The sequence below is a fragment of the Micromonospora sp. C81 genome, from assembly GCF_018070425.1.
GTDB lineage: Bacteria > Actinomycetota > Actinomycetes > Mycobacteriales > Micromonosporaceae > Micromonospora > Micromonospora zamorensis.
On the sequence record NZ_JAGPXS010000001.1, the window covers coordinates 455,875 to 476,019 of the forward strand.

Here is a 20,145-nt window from a genome sequence, read left to right on the forward strand (position 1 = left end):
TGGCGGCGCGCTTGCCAATCATTGTCAGGACCATGACGAGAGTTGGGCAGGGATGCCCATCGATCCCGGGCGGTGCTGTGGCCGAGGACGACGAGGCAACGTTGAACAGGGGTGATCCGGCCGACGAGCCGTTCCCGCTGCTGATCGCGGTGACCTCGTCGCCGGCCGAGCGCATCCGGCTCGCGGAGCGCCTCGACGGCATCGCGCCACTGCTGCTGGTGGCCGACCTCGACGAGCTACGCCGGCTGATCGCCGCCCCGCAGCAGGTGGCCGCCGCCGCGTCCGAGCCGCCGCCGGTCGCCGCCCTGGTGATCGACTCGTCCCGCTCCAGCGCCCGCTGCGGTGATCGCGAAATCGATCTCACCCGCCTGGAACACGACCTGTTGACCTGCCTGATCACCGAGCCGGCCCGGGTCTGGAGCTACGCGGAGTTGCACCGGTCGGTCTGGGGTGACGAGGGGCGCGAACGCAAGGCGGACGTGCAGTCGCTCGTGAAGCGGCTGCGCCGCAAGCTGCACGACCTCGGCACCGGGGCCACCATCGACGTCGTTCGAGGGGTGGGGCTCCGGCTGACCGACCACCAGCAGGCGCGGGTCGAACGGGCCTGACGGCACGAACGCCCCTGCCGCTCCACCGGGCGACGGGTCAGATCAGCCCGGCCCGCGCCCACAGCAGACGCCCCGGCCCGGCCACCAGGCCGACGCCCGCCAGGTTGGCGTGCACCCGCTCCGCCGACCAGCGCAGGGTGGCACGCCAGTGCGGATTGGCGCGGGCAGCGGCACGACCGACCGCCGGTGGGATGCCCACCGCCGCGTACGCGTCGGGATGGACCAGGCGGTTGGCGATCGTGTAGGCGGCGCGACCAACCAACAGCCGGGCGTACGCCATGCCCGCCGGGCCGGTGGCCTCGACGGCGGCGGCCAGTTCCTCACGGGCGAACCGGACGTGTCGCGCCTCCTCGGCCACGTGGATGCGGGAGACCATCCGGATGAGCGGCTGGAGCGACTCGTCCGCCATGATCTCGCGCTGGAACGCGTCGAGGATCTCCTCCGCGATGAGGATCGCGGCGTACATCCGGGGGCCGCTGGCGGTGGCCTTGAGGAAGCGCCCGAGGTGGTGGTCCACGGTGCTCGCGCGGTAGACCGGACAACCCATCGCCTCGATCAGCCGGCCAAACATGATGGAGTGCCGGCACTCGTCGGCGACCTCGGTCAACGCGTACTGGGCCTGCCGACTGGTCGGGTCGGCGCGGTAGTACTCCCGGATCAGCATCTGCATGAGGATCGTCTCGAACCACAGCCCGGCGCTGGCCGCGCTGGCCACCTCGTGCTTGGTGAGCTCGACGCGCTGCTCCTCGCTGAGCTGCTCCCACAGTGGCGTGCCGTAGAGGCTGCTGCGCTGCGGCGGGAGCCAGTAGGCGCCGGGGGTGTGCGAGGCGTCCCAGTCGATTTCGACTGTGGGGTCGTAGCTGGTCCGCAGTGAGGACGTGAGTAGTCGCTCGGCGACCGCCGCACGCCCGGTATCCGCCGCCTCCATGGCTCCTCCATATTGACGTGACGACCGGTAACTGTTACGAGTAGTAGCATGCAATCGCCGCTCACCGATGTCAATGCATCCGACCCGCCGGTCACGCCCCCCGACGGCGGTCCGAAGGCGAAGGGCAACGGCCGCCGGGACCGCTGGGCAGACCATCGTGAGCAACGGCGGCAGGAGTTGGTCGGGGCTGCCGTGCAGGCGCTGCTGCGGCACGGGCCGGACGTCGACATGGAACAGGTCGCCGCCACAGCAGGCGTCAGCAAACCGGTCCTGTACCGCTACTTCGCCGACAAGTCGCAGCTCTGGGTCGCGGTCAGCGAGGTGGTGGCGGCCCGGGTGGTCGACGCCATCGCGCCGGCGATCGAGCAGGTCCGCGAGGAGCGTGACCTGGTCGAGGCGACGATCGACGCGTACCTCGGGGTGATCGAGTCACAGCCCACGCTCTACCGGTTCCTGATGCGACAGTCCGGCCAACCCGGCATCCACCAGGTGGTCGCCGGCACCAGCCGACAGGTGGCCGCCGGGCTGGCCCGGGTGATCGGTGACCGCCTGCGGGCTCTGGGCCTGGACGCCGGCCCGGCGGAGCCGTGGGCGTACGGCCTGGTGGGTTTCGTGCAGGCGGTCGGCGACTGGTGGACCACGCACGGCCAGCCGATCAGCCGGGCCGCTCTCACCGACTACCTGACCGCTCTGCTGTGGAGCGGCATCGAGGGGGTACGGGCCAGCGCCGACCTGCCGCACGAGCTCACCCGCGCCCACGAGCGGATCGTGCCGTGAGCTACCACGGCCCGGCGGGTGTCGAGGGCACCTCGGTCCGGGTGCACCTCAGCGGGCGGTGGGAGCCGGTCGACGGCCGCTTCCACTGGGGTGGGCGGATCGAGCCCGAGCCACGGGTGGCCCACCTGCTGCGCTCCGGCCGACGCGACGTCGAGGTGCGCATCGCCGACCGCGTCCGGGCCGCCCGACTGGCCGAGGTCGACCCGTGGGGCGGCGTACGAATCACCGGCGTGGGCGATCCGCCCTGGCCGCCCGTGGCCGACCCGACTTCCGCGCCCGAGCACACGGAGGAGTGAATGGAGACAGACGTTGCCATCATCGGCGCCGGCTTCGGTGGCCTGGGCGCCGCCATCCGCCTCCAGCGGGCCGGCTTCACCGACTTCCTCGTCTTCGACCGGGGTGAGGACGTCGGCGGCACCTGGCGTGACAACACCTACCCGGGCTGCGCCTGCGACGTCCCGTCGCACCTCTACTCGTTCTCCTTCGCCCCCAACCCCCGCTGGTCGAACACGTTCTCCGGTCAGCCGGAGATCTGGGACTACCTGCGGGGCTGCGTCGACCGCTTCGGGATCCGCCCGAGGTTGCGGTTGCGCCACGAGGTGCACGAGGCGAGGTGGGACGACCAGCGCCAACGCTGGCTGCTGCGCACCTCCGGCGGCGACCACAGCGCCCGCGTCCTGATCTGTGCCGCCGGCCCGCTCAGTGACCCGTCGATCCCAGACCTGCCCGGGATCGACGGGTTCGCCGGCACGGTGTTCCACTCCGCCCGTTGGCGGCACGACCACGACCTGGCCGGCCGGCGCGTCGCGGTGATCGGCACCGGCGCCTCGGCCGTCCAGTTCGTGCCACAGATCCAGCCGACGGTCGAGAAGCTGACGCTCTTCCAGCGCACCCCTGCGTGGATCATGCCGAGGTTGTCGCGCCGGATCAGCGGTGTCGAGCAGGCCGCGTTCCGCACCGTGCCCGGCGCGCAACGGGCCGCCCGGGCAGGGCTCTATCTGGTACGCGAGGGCATGGGCCTGGGCTTCCTGCACCCGGCGGTCAACCGCCTCGCCTCGCGCCTGTCCCTGCGTACGCTGCGGCGTCAGGTCTCCGACCCGCACCTGCGGGACAAGCTCACTCCCCGCTACGCGATGGGCTGCAAGCGGGTGCTGATCTCCAACGACTACTGGCCGTCGCTCACCCGACCGAACGTCGACGTGGTCACCGCCGGCATCGCTCGGATCGTGCCGGACGGCCTCGTCACCGACGACGACGTCCATCACCCGGCGGACACGATCATTTTCGGCACCGGCTTCCACGTCACCGACTCCCCCGTCGTCCGACGCATCCACGGTCGGGGTGGGCGCAGCCTGGCAGATGCGTGGACCCCCAGCATGCACGCGTACCGGGGCACGACCATCGCTGGCTTCCCCAACCTGTTCTTCCTGCTCGGCCCGAACACCGGGCTCGGTCACACCTCCGTGGTGCTGATGATTGAGGCACAGCTGCACCTGGTGCTCGCGGCACTGCGTCACATGCGGGCCAAGGGCATCGGGGCCATCGAGCCCACCGGTGACGCGCAACGACGCTGGACCGAGCGGGTCGATCAGAAGATGACCGGCACCGTGTGGGAGACCGGCTGTCAGAGCTGGTATCTCGACAGCACCGGCCGCAACACCACCATCTGGCCGGGCTTCGCCACCAGCTTCCGGATGCGGCTGCGCCGGTTCCGACCGGCCGACTACCAGGTCGTCACGCCCGGGAACACCCCCAACGACGCGGAACGGGAGCACGCCGATGCGGTATGACCTGGCGGGCAGGACAGTGCTCATCACCGGCGCGGCGCGCGGCATTGGGGCGCAGATGGCCCGCGAGGCGGTCGCGCGGGGCGCCCAGGTCGCCGTCGTTGGTCTGGAGGGCGAGCTGCTCAAGCAGCTCGGTGCCGACCTCGACGCGCACTGGTACGAGTGTGACGTCACCGACCAGGCGGCGTTGGACGCGGCGGTGGCGTCCACTGTCGACCGCTTTGGTGGCATCGACGTTGTCGTGGCCAACGCGGGCATCGCGAACCTCGGCACCGTCGCCGTGGGGCCGGTCGACGCGCTGGTCCGTACCGTCGAGGTGAACCTCTGCGGCGCGATCCGCACGGTCAGCGCGGCGCTGCCGCACGTCACCGCCGCCCGTGGCCACGTTTTGATCATCTCGTCGGCCGCCGCTTTCACGGCGATGCCCGGGATGGCGGCCTACTGCGCGTCCAAGGCGGGTGTGGAGCAGTTCGCCAACGTGCTGCGCCTGGAGACCCGCTCACGCGGCGTCACCGTCGGCACGGCGCATCCGATCTGGATCGACACCGACCTGGTCCGCGACATCCGTGCCGACCTGGCGTCCTTCCGCGCCACGCTGCGCCGGTTGCCGTGGCCGCTGTCCACCGTCGTCCCGGTCGAGCAGTGCGTCGAGGCCCTGCTCCGCGGCATCGAGCGCCGCAAACGCAAGGTGTACGTGCCACGGTCGCTCGCCATGGTGCAGGCGCTGCGGCCGGTGGTGCTGAGCGGCCTATCGGACTCGTTGATCACCCACCTCGGTGGCCAGACCATGGTCGGCCAGATGGAAGACGAGGTACGCCAGCTCGGGCGTTCCTTCGGCAGGACCTCGGTGGGAGGGCAGTCATGAGCATTCATTTCCGACGTGCGGGCAGCGGCGAGCCCCTCCTGCTCATCCACGGCATCGGTCACCGCCATCAGGCGTGGGAGCCGGTGTTCGAGCGGCTCACCGCCCACCACGAGGTGATCGCGCTCGACCTGCCCGGATTCGGGAACTCTCCGGTGCCGGGCACCGGCATGCCCGCCGACATGGCCGCAACCGTGGCCGGGGTCCTGCCGGTCCTGACGGAGTGGGGGCTGGAGCGTCCGCACGTCGCCGGCTACAGCCTCGGTGGGGCGATCGCCCTGGAGCTTGCGGCGACGGGGGCGGCCGCCTCGGCCACCGCCTTCTCCCCCGCCGGTTTCTTCACCCCGGCTGAGCGCCGGCGGGCGCTGGCCATCCTCCGGATGCTGCGGGCCAACTCGTACCTGCCCACCCCGATCATGCGGGTCGCGCTGCGCTCGGCGTACCTACGGGCGTTGTGCTTCGCGCCGCTGATGGCCCGCCCGACCCTGCTGGACGTCGAGCGCGCGCTGGGTGACGCGCTCGCCCTGCGACGGGGGCTCGGCTTCAACGCCGTGGCCCGAGCCGCCCGCGACTATCGCTTCGACTGCCTTCGGCTGTCCGACCCGACGGTGCCGGTGACCATCGGCTGGGGCGACCGCGACCGGATCTTCGGCGTCCACCAGGCCGAGCGCGCCCGGGCGGGCCTGCCGGCGGCACGGGTGGTGACGCTGCCCAGGTGCGGGCACGTCCCGATGAGCGACGACCCGGACCTGGTCGCCGGGCTCATCCTGGAGACCACCGGCGCCGTGCCCCGCACCGAGCGACCGATCCGTCCGGCTCCGACCAGCATCGCGAGTCAGGAAGATCACTTCACACTCTAAAAACTTGCAGGCTGTGCAAGTTCGCTCCTAATCTCGCTCGCGTGACCGACACCGACCAAGCCGCGCCCGGGCGTCGCGACCGCAAGAAGGCGCAGACGCGGGCCGCGCTGACCGCCGCCGCGCTGCGGCTGGTCGCCGAACGCGGCCTGGAGCACGTGACGGTGGAGGAGATCAGCGAGGCCGCGGACGTGTCCTCGCGGACCTTCTTCAACTACTTCACTTGCAAGGACGAGGCACTCACCGACGATCCGGCGCTCGACGGCAACCCGGTCGTGGCGCGTCTGGCGGCCGCCCCTGCGCAGGTGCCGACATTGCAGGCCGTCCGACTGGCCCTCGACGAGGCGATCGACACGATCCAGGCCGACCGGGAGTTGTGGCGGCTGCGGCTGGCGGTCATCACCCAGAACCCCGCGCTGCTGCCCCGGCTGGTGTCCGGCAACATCGCGACGGAGCGAGCGATGGTCTCGGTCATCGCCACCCGCCTCGGCGTAGGCCCCGACCACGGCCTCCCGCCGCTCATCACCGCTGTCACCAGTGCTGCCTTCCACACCGCGATGCTGCGCTGGTCCGCCGGCGACGACACCCGCCCCCTGCGCGACTACGTGGACGAGGCGTTCGCCGCTATCGCCGCCGGGCTGCCGGATCCGCCGTCCCCCTCCTGATAAGCCACTGCCCGCCCCGCCGCACCAGCTGCGGGGCCAGTCACCCCGCCACAAACCCGCCGAGGGAGCGTCAATGACCACCACCGTCCCGCCCGCCGACACCGCCGAGGTCGGCACGCGCATGTCGCGTCGGGAGGTTCTCCAGGCCCTTTCCGGCCTGATGGTCGGCATGTTCGTGTCCATCCTCGCCTCCACGGTGGTGGCGAACGCGCTGCCGCGGATCATCGCGGATCTGAACGGCAGCCAGACCGTCTACACCTGGATCGTCACCAGCGAACTGCTCGCCATGACGGCGACGGTGCCGCTGTGGGGCAAGATGGCCGACCTGTACAGCAAGAAGCTGCTGATCCAACTCTCGCTGGGCCTGTTCGTGGTGGGTTCGCTCATCGCGGGCTTCACGCCGAACGTCGAGGTGCTGCTGCTCAGCCGTGTCGTCCAGGGCATCGGCGCCGGCGGCATGACGGCGCTGGCCACGATCGTCATGGCGGCGATGATCCCTCCCCGTGAGCTGGGCCGCTACGCCGGCATCTTCGGCGCGGTCTTCGGTGTGGGCACCATCGCCGGTCCGCTGATCGGTGGCCTGCTCGTGGACACGTCGTGGCTGGGCTGGCGGTGGTGCTTCCTGATCGGCGTCCCGTTCAGCATCATCTCCATCGCCCTGCTCCAGCGCACCCTGCACCTGCCGGTCATCCGTCGCAAGGCAAAGATCGACTGGCTGGGCGCCCTGCTCATCACCTCTGGTGTCTCCACGCTGCTGATCTGGTCGTCCCTGGCCGGGAACAAGTTCGAGTGGGCCTCCGGCTGGACGGCCCTGATGGTCGTCGGCGGTCTGGTCCTGCTGGCGCTGGCCGTGCTCGTCGAATCTCGCGCCGAGGAGCCGATCGTCCCGCTGGGCATCTTCCGCAACCGCACGGTCTCCCTGGCCACGATCGCCAGCGTGCTGGTCGGTGTCGCGCTGTTCGGCGGCACCGTCTTCCTGTCCCAGTACTTCCAGATCTCGCTGGGCAAGTCGCCCACCGTCGCGGGCCTGATGAGCCTCCCGATGATCTTCGGCCTGCTCGTCTCGTCGACGGTCGCCGGACAGCTCATCACCAAGTACGGCCGGTGGAAGGCATACCTGGTGGCCGGCGCCGCGGTGATGAGCGTCGGGATGCTGCTCCTGGGCACCATCGACGCCAACACCAGCGTCCTCGTGCTGTCGATCTACATGGCTGTGCTGGGCGTCGGCGTCGGCATGCTCATGCAGAACCTCGTGCTGGCCGCACAGAACGACGTACCGGCCCACGAACTCGGCGTCACCACCTCCGTGCTGACGTTCTTCCGCAGCATGGGCGGCGCCATCGGGGTCAGTGCCCTCGGCGCGGTCCTGGCGAACCGCGTGGCCTCGCTGACCGCCGAGCGGCTCGGCCCGGCGGCGACGGCCGGCGGTGGCTCCGCCGAGGTGCCCGACCTGTCCACCCTGCCCGAGCCCGTGCTGCGCATCGTGCAGGATGTGTACGGCATCGCCACCGCGGATCTCTTCCTGGTCGGCGCGCCGTTCGCGCTGCTCGCGCTGATCGTCGTGCTGTTCATCAGGGAGAAGCCGCTGCACACCCTCAGCGGGGAGGAACGACGCGTCCAGGAGGAGGCGGCCGCGAAGGCCGCGATCCACTGAGCGGTACGACAGCAGTCGGGGGCGGGCCGGTGGGCCCGCCCTCGTTCTGTTTCCACCTCCCGCCGCGTTTTTCGGTAATGACGTGGTGTGAACCAGCCGACACGTAACGTGAGGTGAAGCCGGTAATCGGCTGACGCCAGACGTGCGCCGGGCCGCCACTGCGGCGGCGCCGCTCGGCCAACTGCCGGGTCGGGACAGCTCGGCAACGTCGCGGCCTACTCAGCCGCAGGAGGTATGGACGATGCCCATGCTGTCGGTCTTCGATCCCCGGCACACTGTCGCTCCCCCGGGATACAGCCGCTGGCTCATCCCGACCGCGGCACTGGCGGTGCACGTCTGCATCGGCCAGGTCTACGCGACGAGTGTCTACAAGAACTCCCTCATCGCGCACTTCGACACCAGTCAGACGGCGATCGGCGCGATCTTCAGTATCGCCATCGTCATGCTGGGTTCGTCCGCGGCGGTGGGCGGCCGTTGGGTGGAGCGCAACGGGCCACGCCGGGCGATGTTCGTCTCGGCGTGCTTCTGGGCCGTCGGGTTCCTGGTCGGCGCGCTCGGCATCGCGACCCAGCAGCTGTGGCTGCTCTACCTCGGGTACGGCGTCATCGGCGGCATCGGGCTCGGCATCGGTTACATCTCGCCCGTCTCGACCCTGATCAAGTGGTTCCCGGACCGCCCCGGCCTGGCCACCGGTCTGGCCATCATGGGGTTCGGCGGTGGCGCCCTGGTCGCCGGCCCGCTCGCCCGCCAACTGCTCTCCCTCTACGACTCCGGCTACAACCCCAACAACCCGGCCGCCGTGGCGTCGGGCAGTGCCCTCGTGGCGCTCTTCGTCACGTTCGGCATCGGGTATTTCGTGATCATGATGTTCGGCCCGTTCAACGTCCGGGTTCCGGCACCGGACTGGCGGCCCGCCGGGTTCGACCCCGCGACAGTGGCCGCCCGACCTCTGGTGACGACGGCGAGCGTGTCGGCGTCGAACGCCGTGCGTACCCGGTCGTTCTGGTTGCTGTGGATCGTGCTGTTCTGCAACGTCACCGCGGGCATCGGCATCCTGGAGCAGGCAAGCCCGATGATCCAGGACTTCTTCCGGGACAACGGGACCGCCACGACTGTCTCGGTGTCGGCTGCGGCCGGTTTCGTGGGAGTGCTGTCGCTGTTCAACATGGCTGGGCGGTTCGTCTGGTCGACGACGTCCGACCTCATCGGCCGCAAGCCCATCTACATGATCTACCTCGGCGTCGGCATGGTGCTGTACGTGCTGCTCGCCGTGGCCGGCCACTCCGCGACCGCGGTCTTCGTGCTGATCGCCGCCGCGATCATCTCCTTCTACGGCGGTGGCTTCGCCACCATGCCCGCCTACCTGCGTGACCTGTTCGGCACCTTCCAGGTCGGGGCCATCCACGGCCGGATCCTGACCGCCTGGTCGGCCGCGGGTGTCGCCGGCCCGCTGATCGTCAACGGGATCCTCGACACGCAGGGCAAGCCCGGCACCCTCACCGCGGCGGCGTACCGGCCCGCGCTGTTCACCATGGTCGGCATCCTCGCCATCGGGTTCATCGCGAACCTGCTGGTGCGTTCCGTGCCCGAGCGGTTCCACGAACCGGACCGAGGGCCGACCTCGCCCGTGGCGAAGGCGACTGTCACCGAGCCGGTCGCTCTCGGACGGGACAGTCAACCGCCCGCGCCGCCGCGCGTCGGCAGCCAGACCGGGCGACTCTGGTTGTCGTGGCTGCTGGTCGCGGCGCTGCTCGGCTATGGCATCGTCCAGACCGCGATCACCGCCGCGAAGCTGTTCACCGGCTGACGCGCGACGACCAGACCTCTTGCATCACAACGGAAGGCGCCCCTTCACAGGGGCGCCTTCCGTTTCGCCAATCCGCGCTCAGGGCTGGGTGGTCGACCTGAGCCGCTCCCGTTGTGGCACCACCGTGTACTTCGGATCGCGTGCCGACACCCGTCCCGCCTCGAAGACACCGAACCGGGTGGCGACCGACGATGCCACGAGGGCGGCGCCGGAGATCGCCGACAGGACCCGGCTGCGTCGGCTGAGCAGGGCCGTGACGGTGCCCACGGCGAGCAGGGCACGTCCCGCCTTGACCAGCCGGCCGCTGCGGCCGTGCTGGTAGGGCTCGCTGGTGAGGCCCTGCCGCTCCAACTGGTGCCCTCCGCCGAACTCGACGGCCGCGGCGGCCAGGGCGAGTCGTCGCAGTGGGGCGGTCTCCGCGGCCGGTGCCGCGATCAGTCCCACCCCGGACGCGGCGGCGAGCGCGCTGCCGGCGAAGACGAACGGCAGCGACGGGTAGGCGTCGTGCCAGGACGGCACGGCCGTGTCGGCGAGCAGCACCCCGGTGTACGTCGCCAGCGCCGGCGCGGTGGCTGCGGCGGCGAGGCCGGCGACGTTGCCGATGGGCGGTGCGATCCGACGGGCGAGACCGAGCACACCGTGCTGCGGGAGCAGGGGCGCGAGCTCGGCGACCGCGGCCACGCCGGCCAGTGGCCCGAACGCGGCGAGGATCCAGGTGCCGACCGACATCGGCGAGGTCACCTTGGCGACCCGGAGCATGTGATGGAACCGGGCCGGCCGGCCGAGGTCGTGAACCAGCAGGTACGTGCTGGCCGCGACGCCGCCGAGGGCCGTCCAGCGGCCCACCTTGCGCAGCCCGGGTCGTCCGGTCAGTTGGGCGCCCGCGCCGATCAGCGCACTTCCCGCGGCGAGGCCTCCGGTGAACAGGTAGCCGGCGATGTCGTACTTCCACACCGGCGGCTTCAGGACCGGCCGGCCGTAGTAGGAGGCGAAGTCGGCCGGCGGCACCGTGAGCTGCTCACCGTCGCCGCCTCGTCTGCGGGGCTGCCGGTGACGCTTCCCGTCGGGCTGATCGAGGCCGGCCTGGAACTCGCGGAACCGGGCGCCGACCGGCTCGTTCGATGGTGTCTCGTCGGTCATTGCCGCCTACCCAGGAACGCGACCGCCGTGGCGACCGCCATCGTCATCGCCGCGAGACCGGCGCGCTTCCACATGGCCGGCAGGTCGCGGGTGGTCACGATCGGGTCCGGTGGCAGCCCGTACACCTCGGGTTCGTCCAGGAGCAGGAAGAACGCACCGTCCCCACCGACGCCGTCGTTCGGGTCGTGCCCGTACAGGCGGGCCTCCGGCACTCCCTGCTCGTGCAGCTTCGCCACCCGCGTGGCGGCCCGCTCCCGCAACTCGTCCAGAGCCCCGTACTGGATCGACTCCGTCGGGCACGCCTGCGCACACGCTGGCGTCATGCCCGCCCCGAGCCGGTCGTAGCACAGCGTGCACTTCCACGCCCGACCGTCGTCCTTGCGCTGATCGATAACGCCGTACGGACAGGCGGAGATGCAGTAACCGCAGCCGTTGCAGATGTCCTCCTGCACCACCACGGTGCCGAACTCCGTCCGGAACAACGAACCCGTCGGACAGACATCCAGACACGCCGCGTGCGTGCAGTGCTTGCACACGTCCGACATCATCAACCAGCGGAAATCCGTCCGCTCCTCCGCACCCGAACCCCTCCCCGGGGGCTGCGCCCCCGGCATCCCCAGAAACTCCGGACCGCCCGACATGCGGGCGGCCGCTGCGGGCGAGCCGGTGGGCAGTCCGGGGTCCGTGCCGGTGTCGGTGCTGGTACCCGCGCCGACCGCCGCCGTCACAGGGCTGATCGCCGGCCCGTCCGGGTCCCCCTCGAACGCTGGGGTCGCCCAGCCGGCCGAGCGGGGCTGCTCCACGAACGCGACGTGCCGCCACGAGTTCGCGGTCAGCGCGCCCGTGTTGTCGTACGACATGCCCAGCAGGTCGAGCCCACTCTCGGGGACGCCGTTCCACTCCTTGCAGGCCACCTCGCACGCTTTGCAGCCGATGCAGACGCTGGTGTCGGTGAAGAACCCCATCCGCGGCGGCGCGTCCTCGTAGCCGGCGTCCGGTGCAGGGTCCAGCGGCCCGTACAGGGCGTTGGCGTGGGGCATCGGTCAGGCCTCCTGGTCGCTGCTGCTGTCGGCGACATCGGTCGTGACCATCGGCGGGTATCGGTGGACGAGGTTTCCCGACCGCCGCCGGTAGTCGACGACGAGGTCCACCAGGTCCTGTCCTCTGGGGCGTCGTCCGGGCCGGACGTCGCACGTGCCGACCTTGCTTTCCTGAATCAGGACGTTGGGGTCGAGGGTGATGCCGAACAGGTCGTTGGCCGAGTCGCCGGTCACCAGGCCCTCGTAGCCGAAGTGGTAGGGCAGCCAGAGCTGGTGGATGATCCGGCCGTCCACTCGCAGCGGCGTCACCCGGTCGGTCACCAGCACCTTCGCCTCGACCGCCGCCCGGCTGGTGACCAGGTGGGCCCAACCCAGGTGACTCAACCCTCGCAGGGCCGCCAACTCCGGCGACACCTCGACGAACATCTCGGGTTGCAGCTCGGCCAGCGGTGACACCGTCCGGCTCATCCCGCCGGCGGTGTGGTGCTCGGTGAGCCGGCTGACAGTGAACACGTACGGGAACACCTGGCTGTGCTCCTGCGGCGGGCTCGGGTTGAGCGTGTTGATCGGGTGGGTGTAGACCTTGCGGGTCGGGTTGGCCTGCTGTCGGTAGAGCGGGTTGCGCACCGGCGACTCGACCGGCTCGTAGTGGGTGGGCATCGGCCCGTCGAGCACGCCGGTGGGCGCGTACAGCCAGCCCTTGCCGTCGCCCTGAAGGATGAACGGGTCGTCACCGGCGATGCCCGCCACACCCGAGGCGTCGTGCTCCGGTCGGTAGGACGGCGGTTTGGTCTTCTCGAAGTCCGGCACGTCGTAGCCGGTCCACTCGCTCTTGTCCGCGTCCCACCAGACGTAGCGTTTGCGCTCACTCCACGGGTTGCCGTCCGGGTCGGCGGACGCCCGGTTGTAGAGGATGCGCCGGTTCGCCGGCCACGCCCAGCCCCACTCGGGTGCCACCAGGGACTGCTCCGAGCCGGGTTTGCGGCGGGCGGCCTGGTTCACTCCGTCGGCGTACACCCCGGTGTAGATCCAGCACCCGCCGACGGTGGAGCCGTCGTCCTTCATCTCCGTGAATGACGCCAGCGGACGGCCGGTGGCCACGTCGTACCCGTTGATCTCGCGCAGCACCGCCTCGGCGCTCGGCTCGACGGTCGGGCCGTGCGTGGGGTAGTCCCAGGCAAGGTCGAGCAGCGCACGGTCGCGGGGCTTCGTCGACGTCGCCAGCCGTTCCCGGATGACGCGCCCGAGGTGGTAGAAGAACCAGAGCTCCGAGCGGGCGTCGCCTGGCGGCTCGACGGCCTTCTCCCGCCACTGCAACAGGCGCTGCGTCTGGGTGAACGTGCCCTCCTTCTCCACGTGCGAGGCGGCGGGCAGGAAGAACACCTCGGTGCGGCACTCCTCGGGCACGATCTCGCCGGTCTCGATCTCCGGCGCGTTCTTCCAGAACGTGGCGCTCTCGATCTCGAACAGGTCCCGGACCACGAGCCAGTCGAGGTTGGCCATGCCGAGACGCTGCGCCCGGCCGTGCGCCGAACCGACAGCTGGGTTCTGCCCGAGCAGGAAATAGCCCTTGATCTTGCCGTCGATCATGTCGAGCACCTGCTGGTAGGTGCCGTGGTCGCCGGTCATCCGCGGCAGGTAGCCGTAGCAGTAGTCGTTGTCGGCGGTGGCGGCGTCACCCCAGTACGCCTTGAGCAGGTTGACGCCGTAGGTGCGGGCGTTGCCCCAGAAGCCCTTCTGCCCCGGGTGCGCGATGCTGTCCACCCACTTGTCCAGGGTCGGGTGATTGGCGTGGTGCGGCATCGGCAGGTAGCCCGGCAGCAGGTTGAACAGCGTCGGAATGTCGGTGGAACCCTGGATGCTGGCGTGCCCGCGCAGGGCCATCACCCCACCACCCGGGCGGCCCACGTTGCCCAACAGGAGCTGGATGATCGCGCCGGTGCGGATGTACTGCACACCGACGCTGTGCTGCGTCCAGCCCACCGAGTAGACGAGCATGCCGGTCCGGTCCCGGCCGGAGTTCTCCGTCCACGCCCGGGCCAACTCCAGGAACTTGTCCTGCGGGACGCCACAGACCCGTTCCACCATCTCCGGGGTGTAGCGGGCGAAGTGCCGCTTGAGGATCTGGTACACACAGCGCGGGTGCTGCAACGTCTCGTCACGTTCGGTCTCGCCGCCGACCGGCGCGCCGTGCGACTCGTTCTCCAGCCCGGCCGCCGTCTCCCGCTGCGTCTCGCTGTCGCGGGTCGTCTGGTTCTGCGAGTGGCCCTCGTACCGCCAGCTGGCCTGGTCGTAGGTGGCGTTGTCGTCGTTGAAGCCGGAGAAGAGGCCGTGCATGTCCTCGGTGTCGGCGTACTCCTCGGTCACGATCGTCGCGGCGTTGGTGTAGGCGACGACGTACTCCCGGAAGTCCAGCTCGTTGTCCAGGATGTAGCGCACCACCCCGCCGAGCAGCGCGATGTCCGTGCCCGCCCGGATCGGCAGGTACGAGTCAGCCAGCGCGCTGGTGCGGGTGAAACGCGGGTCGACGTGGAAGACCTTCGCACCCCGACGCTTGGCCTCCATCACCCACTGGAAACCCACCGGGTGTGCCTCGGCCATGTTCGAACCCTGGATGACGATGACGTCGGAGTTCGACAGGTCCTGCTGGTACTGGGTGGCGCCGCCACGACCGAAGCTGGTCCCCAGACCGGGGACGGTGGAGGAGTGTCAAATACGGGCCTGGTTCTCGATCTGGAGTGCCCCCATCGCGGTGAACAACTTCTTGATGAGGTAGTTCTCCTCGTTGTCCAGCGTCGCCCCACCTAGGCTGGAGATGCCCAGCGTCCGGTTGAGCGGTCGACCCTCGGCGTCGACGTCCTCCCAGGTCTCGTCCCGGGCGGCCAGGACCCGATCGGCGATCATGTTCAGCGCCGTGTCGAGGTCGAGGTCCTCCCAATCGGTGCCGTACGGCCGGCGGTAGCGGACCTTGGTCTGCCGCAGCGGGCTGGTCACCAGGCTCTTGCTGGCCGAGCCCTTCGGGCAGAGCCGACCCCGCGAGATCGGGCTGTCCGGGTCGCCCTCGATCTGACTGACCTTCCCGTCCTTGACGAACACCCGCTGACCGCAGCCGACGGCGCAGTACGGGCACACCGAGCGGGCCATCGAGTCGGCGGTTTCGGTGCGAGCGGTGAGCGCTCGGGATCCATCGGACTTCGCTGCGGCACCCCGCCCCAACGGGTCGGTGCCGGTGAGCTGGCGGTAGACCGGCCAGCCCTCGATCCAGCTACGCACCCCCATTGCCGCACCTTCCCGACCAAGCACGCCAAATATGAACACTCTGACGTTAGATGAGGTGCCGGTCCGGTCGCAGCGGGATCACCAACAGTCATGCCTCCCCCGGCCTGATCGCGCAGGCCAGGAGAGGCATGAAGTACGGCGATGGTCAGTTCGGTTGGAGCTGACCGACGGGGTGCTCGCCGAAGGTCCGGTAACGGCGCAGCTCCCAGAACAGCCAGCCGATGCTGATGATCGCCAGCACGACGAAGACCAACGAGCCGGAGAACGTGTCCCAGAGGGTGTGCAGGACCACGACACCCAGGAACGTACCGATGAACCCGAAGAGCCGGCCGACGCTCGGGCTGGCCAACAGCGCCCACAACGCGCCGGCGGTGAGCCCGGTCCAGGCGGTGTGACCGGCGGGCGCGGTCAGACCACGGACGAACAGCGTCTGCTCCACCGCGCCGATGTTGCCCTGCGAGCTCAGCAGCGCGCTGAAGGCGTAGCCCATCGTCTCCAGCGCGGCGAACCCCATGCCGGCGGCGATGCCGATGATCAGCCCGTCGGAGGGCACCCGGCGACGACGCTGGGCCACCACCGTGAACAGCAGGACCACCGGGACGATCAGCTTCGCCGACTCCTCGATCAGCGCGACGAACAGCATCGGCAGGGTGCCGAGCCCGCGCAGGGTGTCGTACTCCAGCGTGCCGGCGACCACAGTGCCGATCACACCACCGAAGAACGCCGACGTCACCAGCACCGACGCCGGCACCTGCCATCGCCCGGTGCGAGCCTGCGCGAACGTCAGGAACGTCAGCGGCACCAGCGTCGACCCGAGCAGGATCAACGCCGGTACGAAATTCGGGTTCTTGGTGCTGACCAGGGTCCGCAGCACCGCCAGGTAAAGGATCAGCCCGACGACGAGCACTCCGACCCACGCCCACCGGCGCCAACGATCACCCATACGGCGCAGTCTGGCGGATCCAGGTTACGAAGAACAGCCACGGAGTTGAGATCCTGACGACGACGCAGGGGCACACTGCCTGCGTCTTGATCACCTACGATCTGCCCCCATGCGTCGCATAGCACGGTCCCTGGCACTCACACTCCTGCTGGTCCTGTCCACCTGCGCCTCGAAGCCTGAGGTTGCCGGGGACGTGGCGTTGACCGTCTTCCTGGACAACGACGCGACGGCGACGCAAAGAGAGGCCGTGCAGCAACGGCTCCGGTCGATGCCAAGTGTCGAAGGCGTGGCTCTCGAAACCCGCGAACAGGTGCACGAGCGCTTCAAGGTCGATTTCAAGGACCAACCCGACCTGCTGGCGGACCTCAAGCCGGAGTACGCGCCAGAGCTCGTCCACGCCACTGTCACCGACTCTCTGATCGCCGAAGCGATCGAGGCGGTGATGACCGAGGTCGACGGCGTCGATGAGGTGGCGCTCCGGATCGCCGACGTCGACCCCCGGCCTTCGTGGATCGGGATCATCGTTCGGTTGAAATCCTCGGCGACCAGCGAGCAACGGGCCGCCATCCAGGACGCCGTCCGTGGACTGCCACACGCGAAGTCGGTCGGTTTCGAGGACCGCGACGCCGCGTACGAGCGCCTACGCAAGCGGTGCCAGGGCAAGGGCGACCTCACCGCGCAGCTCAAACCGCCGATGCCGCACGAGTCGTGGCGGTTCGAGCATCCCCTCAACGGCACGGGATCCGGAGTGTCACATCTGATGGACCTCGACGGAGTAGACGGCATCAAACTGGTTCCCGTCGAGATGCTGTAACGCCCTGCATGCCGGCTGGTCAGACGACGTGCGCCAGCCGGAAGCGCTCGGCTACCACCAGGGTGTCGTCGTCGACGGTGAAGCCGGGGTCGCCCAACTCGCTTCGCACCTCAGCGCTGTGCCAGAACGCCTCGTGCCCCGCGCGCCACTGCGCCACCGACTCGTCACCCTCGCCCTCATCCAGGGCGTGTTGCAGGTCGACGTCGCCGAGCCGGACCACCCGTACGTCGGTCAGCTCGATGACCGCGACGCGCCGCCCGTCGGAGTCCACCACGGCGGACAGTTGACCCACCTCGGGCAGCGGCTCGTTCGCGCGCTCGTACCCGATCAGCAGGCCGGTCGTCGAGGTCTTCGCGCCGGAAACGATCGCGGCGACGAGGCTGTCGCGCAGCGGTCCCGGGAACGCGAACTCGGCCAGCGGAAGATCATCGAGTTCCATCAGCGGAGGGTACGCGATCCGGCGTCCCGCGAGGCGACGCCGTCGACAAGCTCGGGGCGACATGGCACGGTCCTCTGGTGGCAACCTATGGCGTCGCTCTCGTGCTGCTGGTCGATCCGTCGGGCGCGGTGCTGCTTCAGCACCGCGATGAGGACGCGCCCGCGTCGCCGGGTCAGTGGAGTCTGCCGGGTGGCCACATCGAGCCCGGTGAGTCACCGGAGGAGGCGGCCCGCCGCGAGCTGCTGGAGGAGACGGGCCTGACAGCGGGTGAACTCCACCCACTGTGGAGCGGCCCGCGCCCGTACGAGCCCGGCTTTCCCCACACCGTCACCGTTCACGTGTTTCGGGGCACCACCACGGCCCGGCAGGAGGACGTGGTTCTCGGTGAGGGGCAGGCCATGGTGTTCGTCCCTCGGGACCAGGTGCTCGACCGTGAGCTGGCGGTCTCCGCGGCGCTGGTCCTGCGCATGATCTAGCGTCAGGTGTGGTGGATCGGGGTCGCCAGGTCGCTGAGCGGCCGGCCCGAGCCGCCCCAGGCCTGCGCGGTGATCTCGGCGGCGATCGCCACGGCCGTCTCCTCGGGTGTCCGCGCACCCAGGTCCAGCCCGATCGGTGAGCAGAGCCGGGCCAGCGCGGTCTCGCTCACGCCTGCCTCGCGGAGCCGGCGCATCCGGTCGTCGTGTGCACGGCGGCTGCCCATCGCGCCGATGTAGCGGGCGGGTGTGCGCAGTGCGACCTGGAGCAGCGGCACGTCGAACTTGGGGTCGTGGGTCAGCACGCAGAGCACCGTGCGGTCGTCGACGGTCGTCGACTCCAGGTACGCGTGCGGCCACTGCACCACGAGGTCGTCCGCGTCCGGAAAGCGCGCGCGGGTGGCGAACACCGGGCGGGCGTCGCAGACCGTGACGTGGTAGCCGAGGAACCTGCCGATCCGGGCCATCGCGGCGGCGAAGTCGATCGCGCCGAAGATGATCATGCGGGGCGGCGGCACGTACGACTGGACGAACACCGCCACGTCGTCGCCACGCTGCTCCCCCCGCCGGCCCAGGTGGATCGTGCCGGTGGCACCGAGGGCGAGCATGCCCCGCGCCTGCCGGGCGGCCGCGTCGTCCAGGTCGGGTGCGCCGAGGCTGCCGGCGATCCGGTCGGGCCAGATCACCAGTTGGGCGTTCTCCACCGATGCGGTGGCGACCGGCCGGCCGTCGGAGATCGCGGCGAGCACCTCGTCGGTCTCGGTCATCGCGACGCCGGGCTGCACCAGGATCTGGATCGTGCCGCCGCAGGTCAGACCGACGTCGAACGCGTCGTCGTCGCTGACACCGAAGGTCTGGGTCTGGGCAGTTCCGGTCTCCAGCGCCGTCCGGCACATCTCGTAGACGGTGCCCTCGACGCAGCCACCGGAGATGCTGCCCAGCACCTCGCCGTGTGCCGAGACGGCCATCGCCGCCCCGGGTTGCCGGGGCGCGGACTGCCAGGTCCGCACGACGGTCGCGACGGCGAACGCGACGCCGGCCGAACGCCAGGTCGTCAGCCCGTCAACGATGTCCCGCATGGCCGCACGATCCGCGAGCCCGGGCCGCACCGTCAACGGCGACCTAAGCAACTGCTTAGGTCGCCGTTGACTTTGGTCACCGTCGGGCAGAGATTTTGCCGGACTGCGGAGGTACGACATGCAGGTGCCGGCACCGTTCGAGTACGAGCGAGCCACCAGTGTGGACCATGCGATCAGCCTTCTGGAGCATCGCGGCGGCACCGCCCGCCTGATCGCCGGCGGGCACAGCCTGCTGCCGATGATGAAGCTCCGGCTGGCCAACTTCGACTATCTGATCGACATCAACGACCTGCACGCCGAGCTGGGCTACGTCGAGACGGGCCCGGACGAGGTTCGCATCGGGGCGCTGACCCGCCACCGGGAGCTGCTCGAATCCCCCGTGCTGGGGGCGGCGTTCCCCATCTTCGCCGACGCCGAACGGGTGATCGCCGACCCGGTGGTGCGCAACCGGGGCACGCTGGGCGGCTCGCTCTGCCAGGCCGACCCGTCCGAGGACCTCTCGGCGGTGTGCACGACCCTGGACGCGCGGTGCGTGATCCGGGGTCCGGGCGGCGCGGAGAGGGTCGTGTCGATGGAGGACTTCCACGTCGGGCCGTACGAGACGGCCGTCGCGGACGACGAGATCCTGGTCGAGATCCGGCTACCCGTGCGGCCCGGCTGCGGCAGCGCGTACGCCAAGGTCGAGCGCCGGGCCGGCGACTGGGCCGTGGTGTCGGCCGGCGCGGCGGTGTGGCTCGTCGGCGGCGCGATCGTCGACGCCCGGGTCGGGCTCGCGGCGGTCGGCCCCAACACGACGGGCATCCCGGAGATCTCGGCCGCGTTGCGCGGGCAGGAACCCTCGGAGGGGCTCTACGAGCAGGCCGGGGCGATCGCGGCGCGCAGCTGCGACCCGGTGACCGACCAGCGCGGCAGCGCGGACTACAAGCGGCATCTGGCCGCCGAGCTGACCAGGCGGACCCTGCGCCGGGCCGTCGAACGGGCGAGGAGCTGAGC

Annotated in this window: 19 protein-coding genes; 12 read left to right on the top strand and 7 right to left on the bottom strand. The window is 70.2% G+C overall.

Going from position 1 to position 20,145, the window contains the following annotated elements:
• The first annotated feature begins 32 nt into the window (after positions 1-32).
• Positions 33-608, top strand: a complete 576-nt coding sequence (locus KBX46_RS02130) for a winged helix-turn-helix domain-containing protein (protein ID WP_141909823.1) — start codon at positions 33-35, stop codon at positions 606-608.
• Positions 609-645: 37 nt separating this feature from the next.
• Here KBX46_RS02130 and KBX46_RS02135 read toward each other — a convergent pair whose 3' ends face one another.
• Entirely contained in the window at positions 646-1,536 is an 891-nt protein-coding gene (locus KBX46_RS02135) for a diiron oxygenase (protein ID WP_210790183.1), read from the bottom strand.
• Between the two features lie 48 nt (positions 1,537-1,584).
• Between KBX46_RS02135 and KBX46_RS02140 the strand changes: the two genes are divergently transcribed.
• The 8 genes from KBX46_RS02140 (at position 1,585) to KBX46_RS02175 (ending at position 9,945) form a co-directional block, all read left to right on the top strand.
• Positions 1,585-2,313: a TetR family transcriptional regulator gene (locus KBX46_RS02140; RefSeq protein ID WP_210790186.1), complete on the top strand. Its 729-nt coding sequence runs from the start codon at positions 1,585-1,587 to the stop codon at positions 2,311-2,313.
• Positions 2,310-2,609, top strand: a complete 300-nt coding sequence (locus tag KBX46_RS02145; RefSeq protein ID WP_088948659.1) for a DUF4873 domain-containing protein — start codon at positions 2,310-2,312, stop codon at positions 2,607-2,609. Before KBX46_RS02140 ends, KBX46_RS02145 begins: the two co-directional genes overlap by 4 nt.
• Entirely contained in the window at positions 2,610-4,103 is a 1,494-nt protein-coding gene (locus KBX46_RS02150) for an NAD(P)/FAD-dependent oxidoreductase (protein ID WP_210790199.1), read from the top strand.
• Positions 4,093-4,965, top strand: a complete 873-nt coding sequence (locus KBX46_RS02155) for an SDR family oxidoreductase (protein WP_210790202.1) — start codon at positions 4,093-4,095, stop codon at positions 4,963-4,965. Before KBX46_RS02150 ends, KBX46_RS02155 begins: the two co-directional genes overlap by 11 nt.
• A complete protein-coding gene (locus tag KBX46_RS02160; protein WP_210790205.1) occupies positions 4,962-5,822 on the top strand; it encodes an alpha/beta fold hydrolase in 861 nt (286 codons plus the stop codon). The genes KBX46_RS02155 and KBX46_RS02160 overlap by 4 nt, the downstream gene beginning before the upstream one ends.
• A gap of 41 nt (positions 5,823-5,863) precedes the next feature.
• Positions 5,864-6,484 (top strand): TetR family transcriptional regulator, encoded by a 621-nt coding sequence (locus tag KBX46_RS02165; RefSeq protein ID WP_210790208.1) that lies wholly within the window; start codon positions 5,864-5,866, stop codon positions 6,482-6,484.
• A 73-nt stretch (positions 6,485-6,557) separates the two neighbouring features.
• Positions 6,558-8,138, top strand: coding sequence for an MDR family MFS transporter (locus tag KBX46_RS02170; protein WP_088948664.1), 1,581 nt, complete (start codon positions 6,558-6,560; stop codon positions 8,136-8,138).
• Positions 8,139-8,385: 247 nt separating this feature from the next.
• The gene (locus KBX46_RS02175) at positions 8,386-9,945 is read left to right on the top strand and encodes an OFA family MFS transporter (protein WP_088948665.1); all 1,560 of its coding nucleotides are present in this window, start codon (positions 8,386-8,388) and stop codon (positions 9,943-9,945) included.
• A gap of 78 nt (positions 9,946-10,023) precedes the next feature.
• Here the strand turns inward: KBX46_RS02175 and nrfD are convergent, their stop codons facing one another.
• The 4 genes from nrfD to KBX46_RS02195 all read right to left on the bottom strand — a co-directional run bounded on the left by nrfD (position 10,024) and on the right by KBX46_RS02195 (position 16,347).
• Positions 10,024-11,085 (bottom strand): NrfD/PsrC family molybdoenzyme membrane anchor subunit, encoded by a 1,062-nt coding sequence (gene nrfD, locus KBX46_RS02180; protein ID WP_210790219.1) that lies wholly within the window; start codon positions 11,083-11,085, stop codon positions 10,024-10,026.
• A complete protein-coding gene (locus tag KBX46_RS02185; RefSeq protein WP_210790221.1) occupies positions 11,082-12,125 on the bottom strand; it encodes a 4Fe-4S dicluster domain-containing protein in 1,044 nt (347 codons plus the stop codon). The genes nrfD and KBX46_RS02185 overlap by 4 nt, the downstream gene beginning before the upstream one ends.
• Positions 12,126-12,128: 3 nt before the next feature.
• Positions 12,129-15,404: a formate dehydrogenase gene (gene fdh / locus KBX46_RS02190; protein ID WP_210790223.1), complete on the bottom strand. Its 3,276-nt coding sequence runs from the start codon at positions 15,402-15,404 to the stop codon at positions 12,129-12,131.
• Positions 15,405-15,549: 145 nt separating this feature from the next.
• Positions 15,550-16,347 carry a PrsW family intramembrane metalloprotease gene (locus KBX46_RS02195; RefSeq protein ID WP_210790225.1) on the bottom strand — a complete coding sequence of 266 codons (798 nt, stop codon included), beginning with the start codon at positions 16,345-16,347 and terminating at the stop codon, positions 15,550-15,552.
• Between the two features lie 199 nt (positions 16,348-16,546).
• On the opposite strand from KBX46_RS02195, the gene KBX46_RS02200 reads away from it, so the two are divergent.
• Positions 16,547-17,161 (top strand): permease-like cell division protein FtsX, encoded by a 615-nt coding sequence (locus KBX46_RS02200; RefSeq protein WP_210790228.1) that lies wholly within the window; start codon positions 16,547-16,549, stop codon positions 17,159-17,161.
• A gap of 19 nt (positions 17,162-17,180) precedes the next feature.
• Here KBX46_RS02200 and KBX46_RS02205 read toward each other — a convergent pair whose 3' ends face one another.
• Positions 17,181-17,600, bottom strand: coding sequence for an ASCH domain-containing protein (locus KBX46_RS02205; protein ID WP_210790231.1), 420 nt, complete (start codon positions 17,598-17,600; stop codon positions 17,181-17,183).
• 77 nt (positions 17,601-17,677) lie between these two features.
• Between KBX46_RS02205 and KBX46_RS02210 the strand changes: the two genes are divergently transcribed.
• Complete coding sequence (locus KBX46_RS02210; protein ID WP_210790233.1) at positions 17,678-18,076, top strand: NUDIX domain-containing protein; 399 nt, start codon at positions 17,678-17,680, stop codon at positions 18,074-18,076.
• A 2-nt stretch (positions 18,077-18,078) separates the two neighbouring features.
• Here KBX46_RS02210 and KBX46_RS02215 read toward each other — a convergent pair whose 3' ends face one another.
• Positions 18,079-19,152, bottom strand: a complete 1,074-nt coding sequence (locus tag KBX46_RS02215) for an XdhC family protein (RefSeq protein ID WP_210790235.1) — start codon at positions 19,150-19,152, stop codon at positions 18,079-18,081.
• Positions 19,153-19,270: 118 nt separating this feature from the next.
• On the opposite strand from KBX46_RS02215, the gene KBX46_RS02220 reads away from it, so the two are divergent.
• Positions 19,271-20,143 (top strand): xanthine dehydrogenase family protein subunit M, encoded by an 873-nt coding sequence (locus tag KBX46_RS02220; protein ID WP_210790238.1) that lies wholly within the window; start codon positions 19,271-19,273, stop codon positions 20,141-20,143.
• The last annotated feature ends 2 nt before the right edge of the window (positions 20,144-20,145 follow it).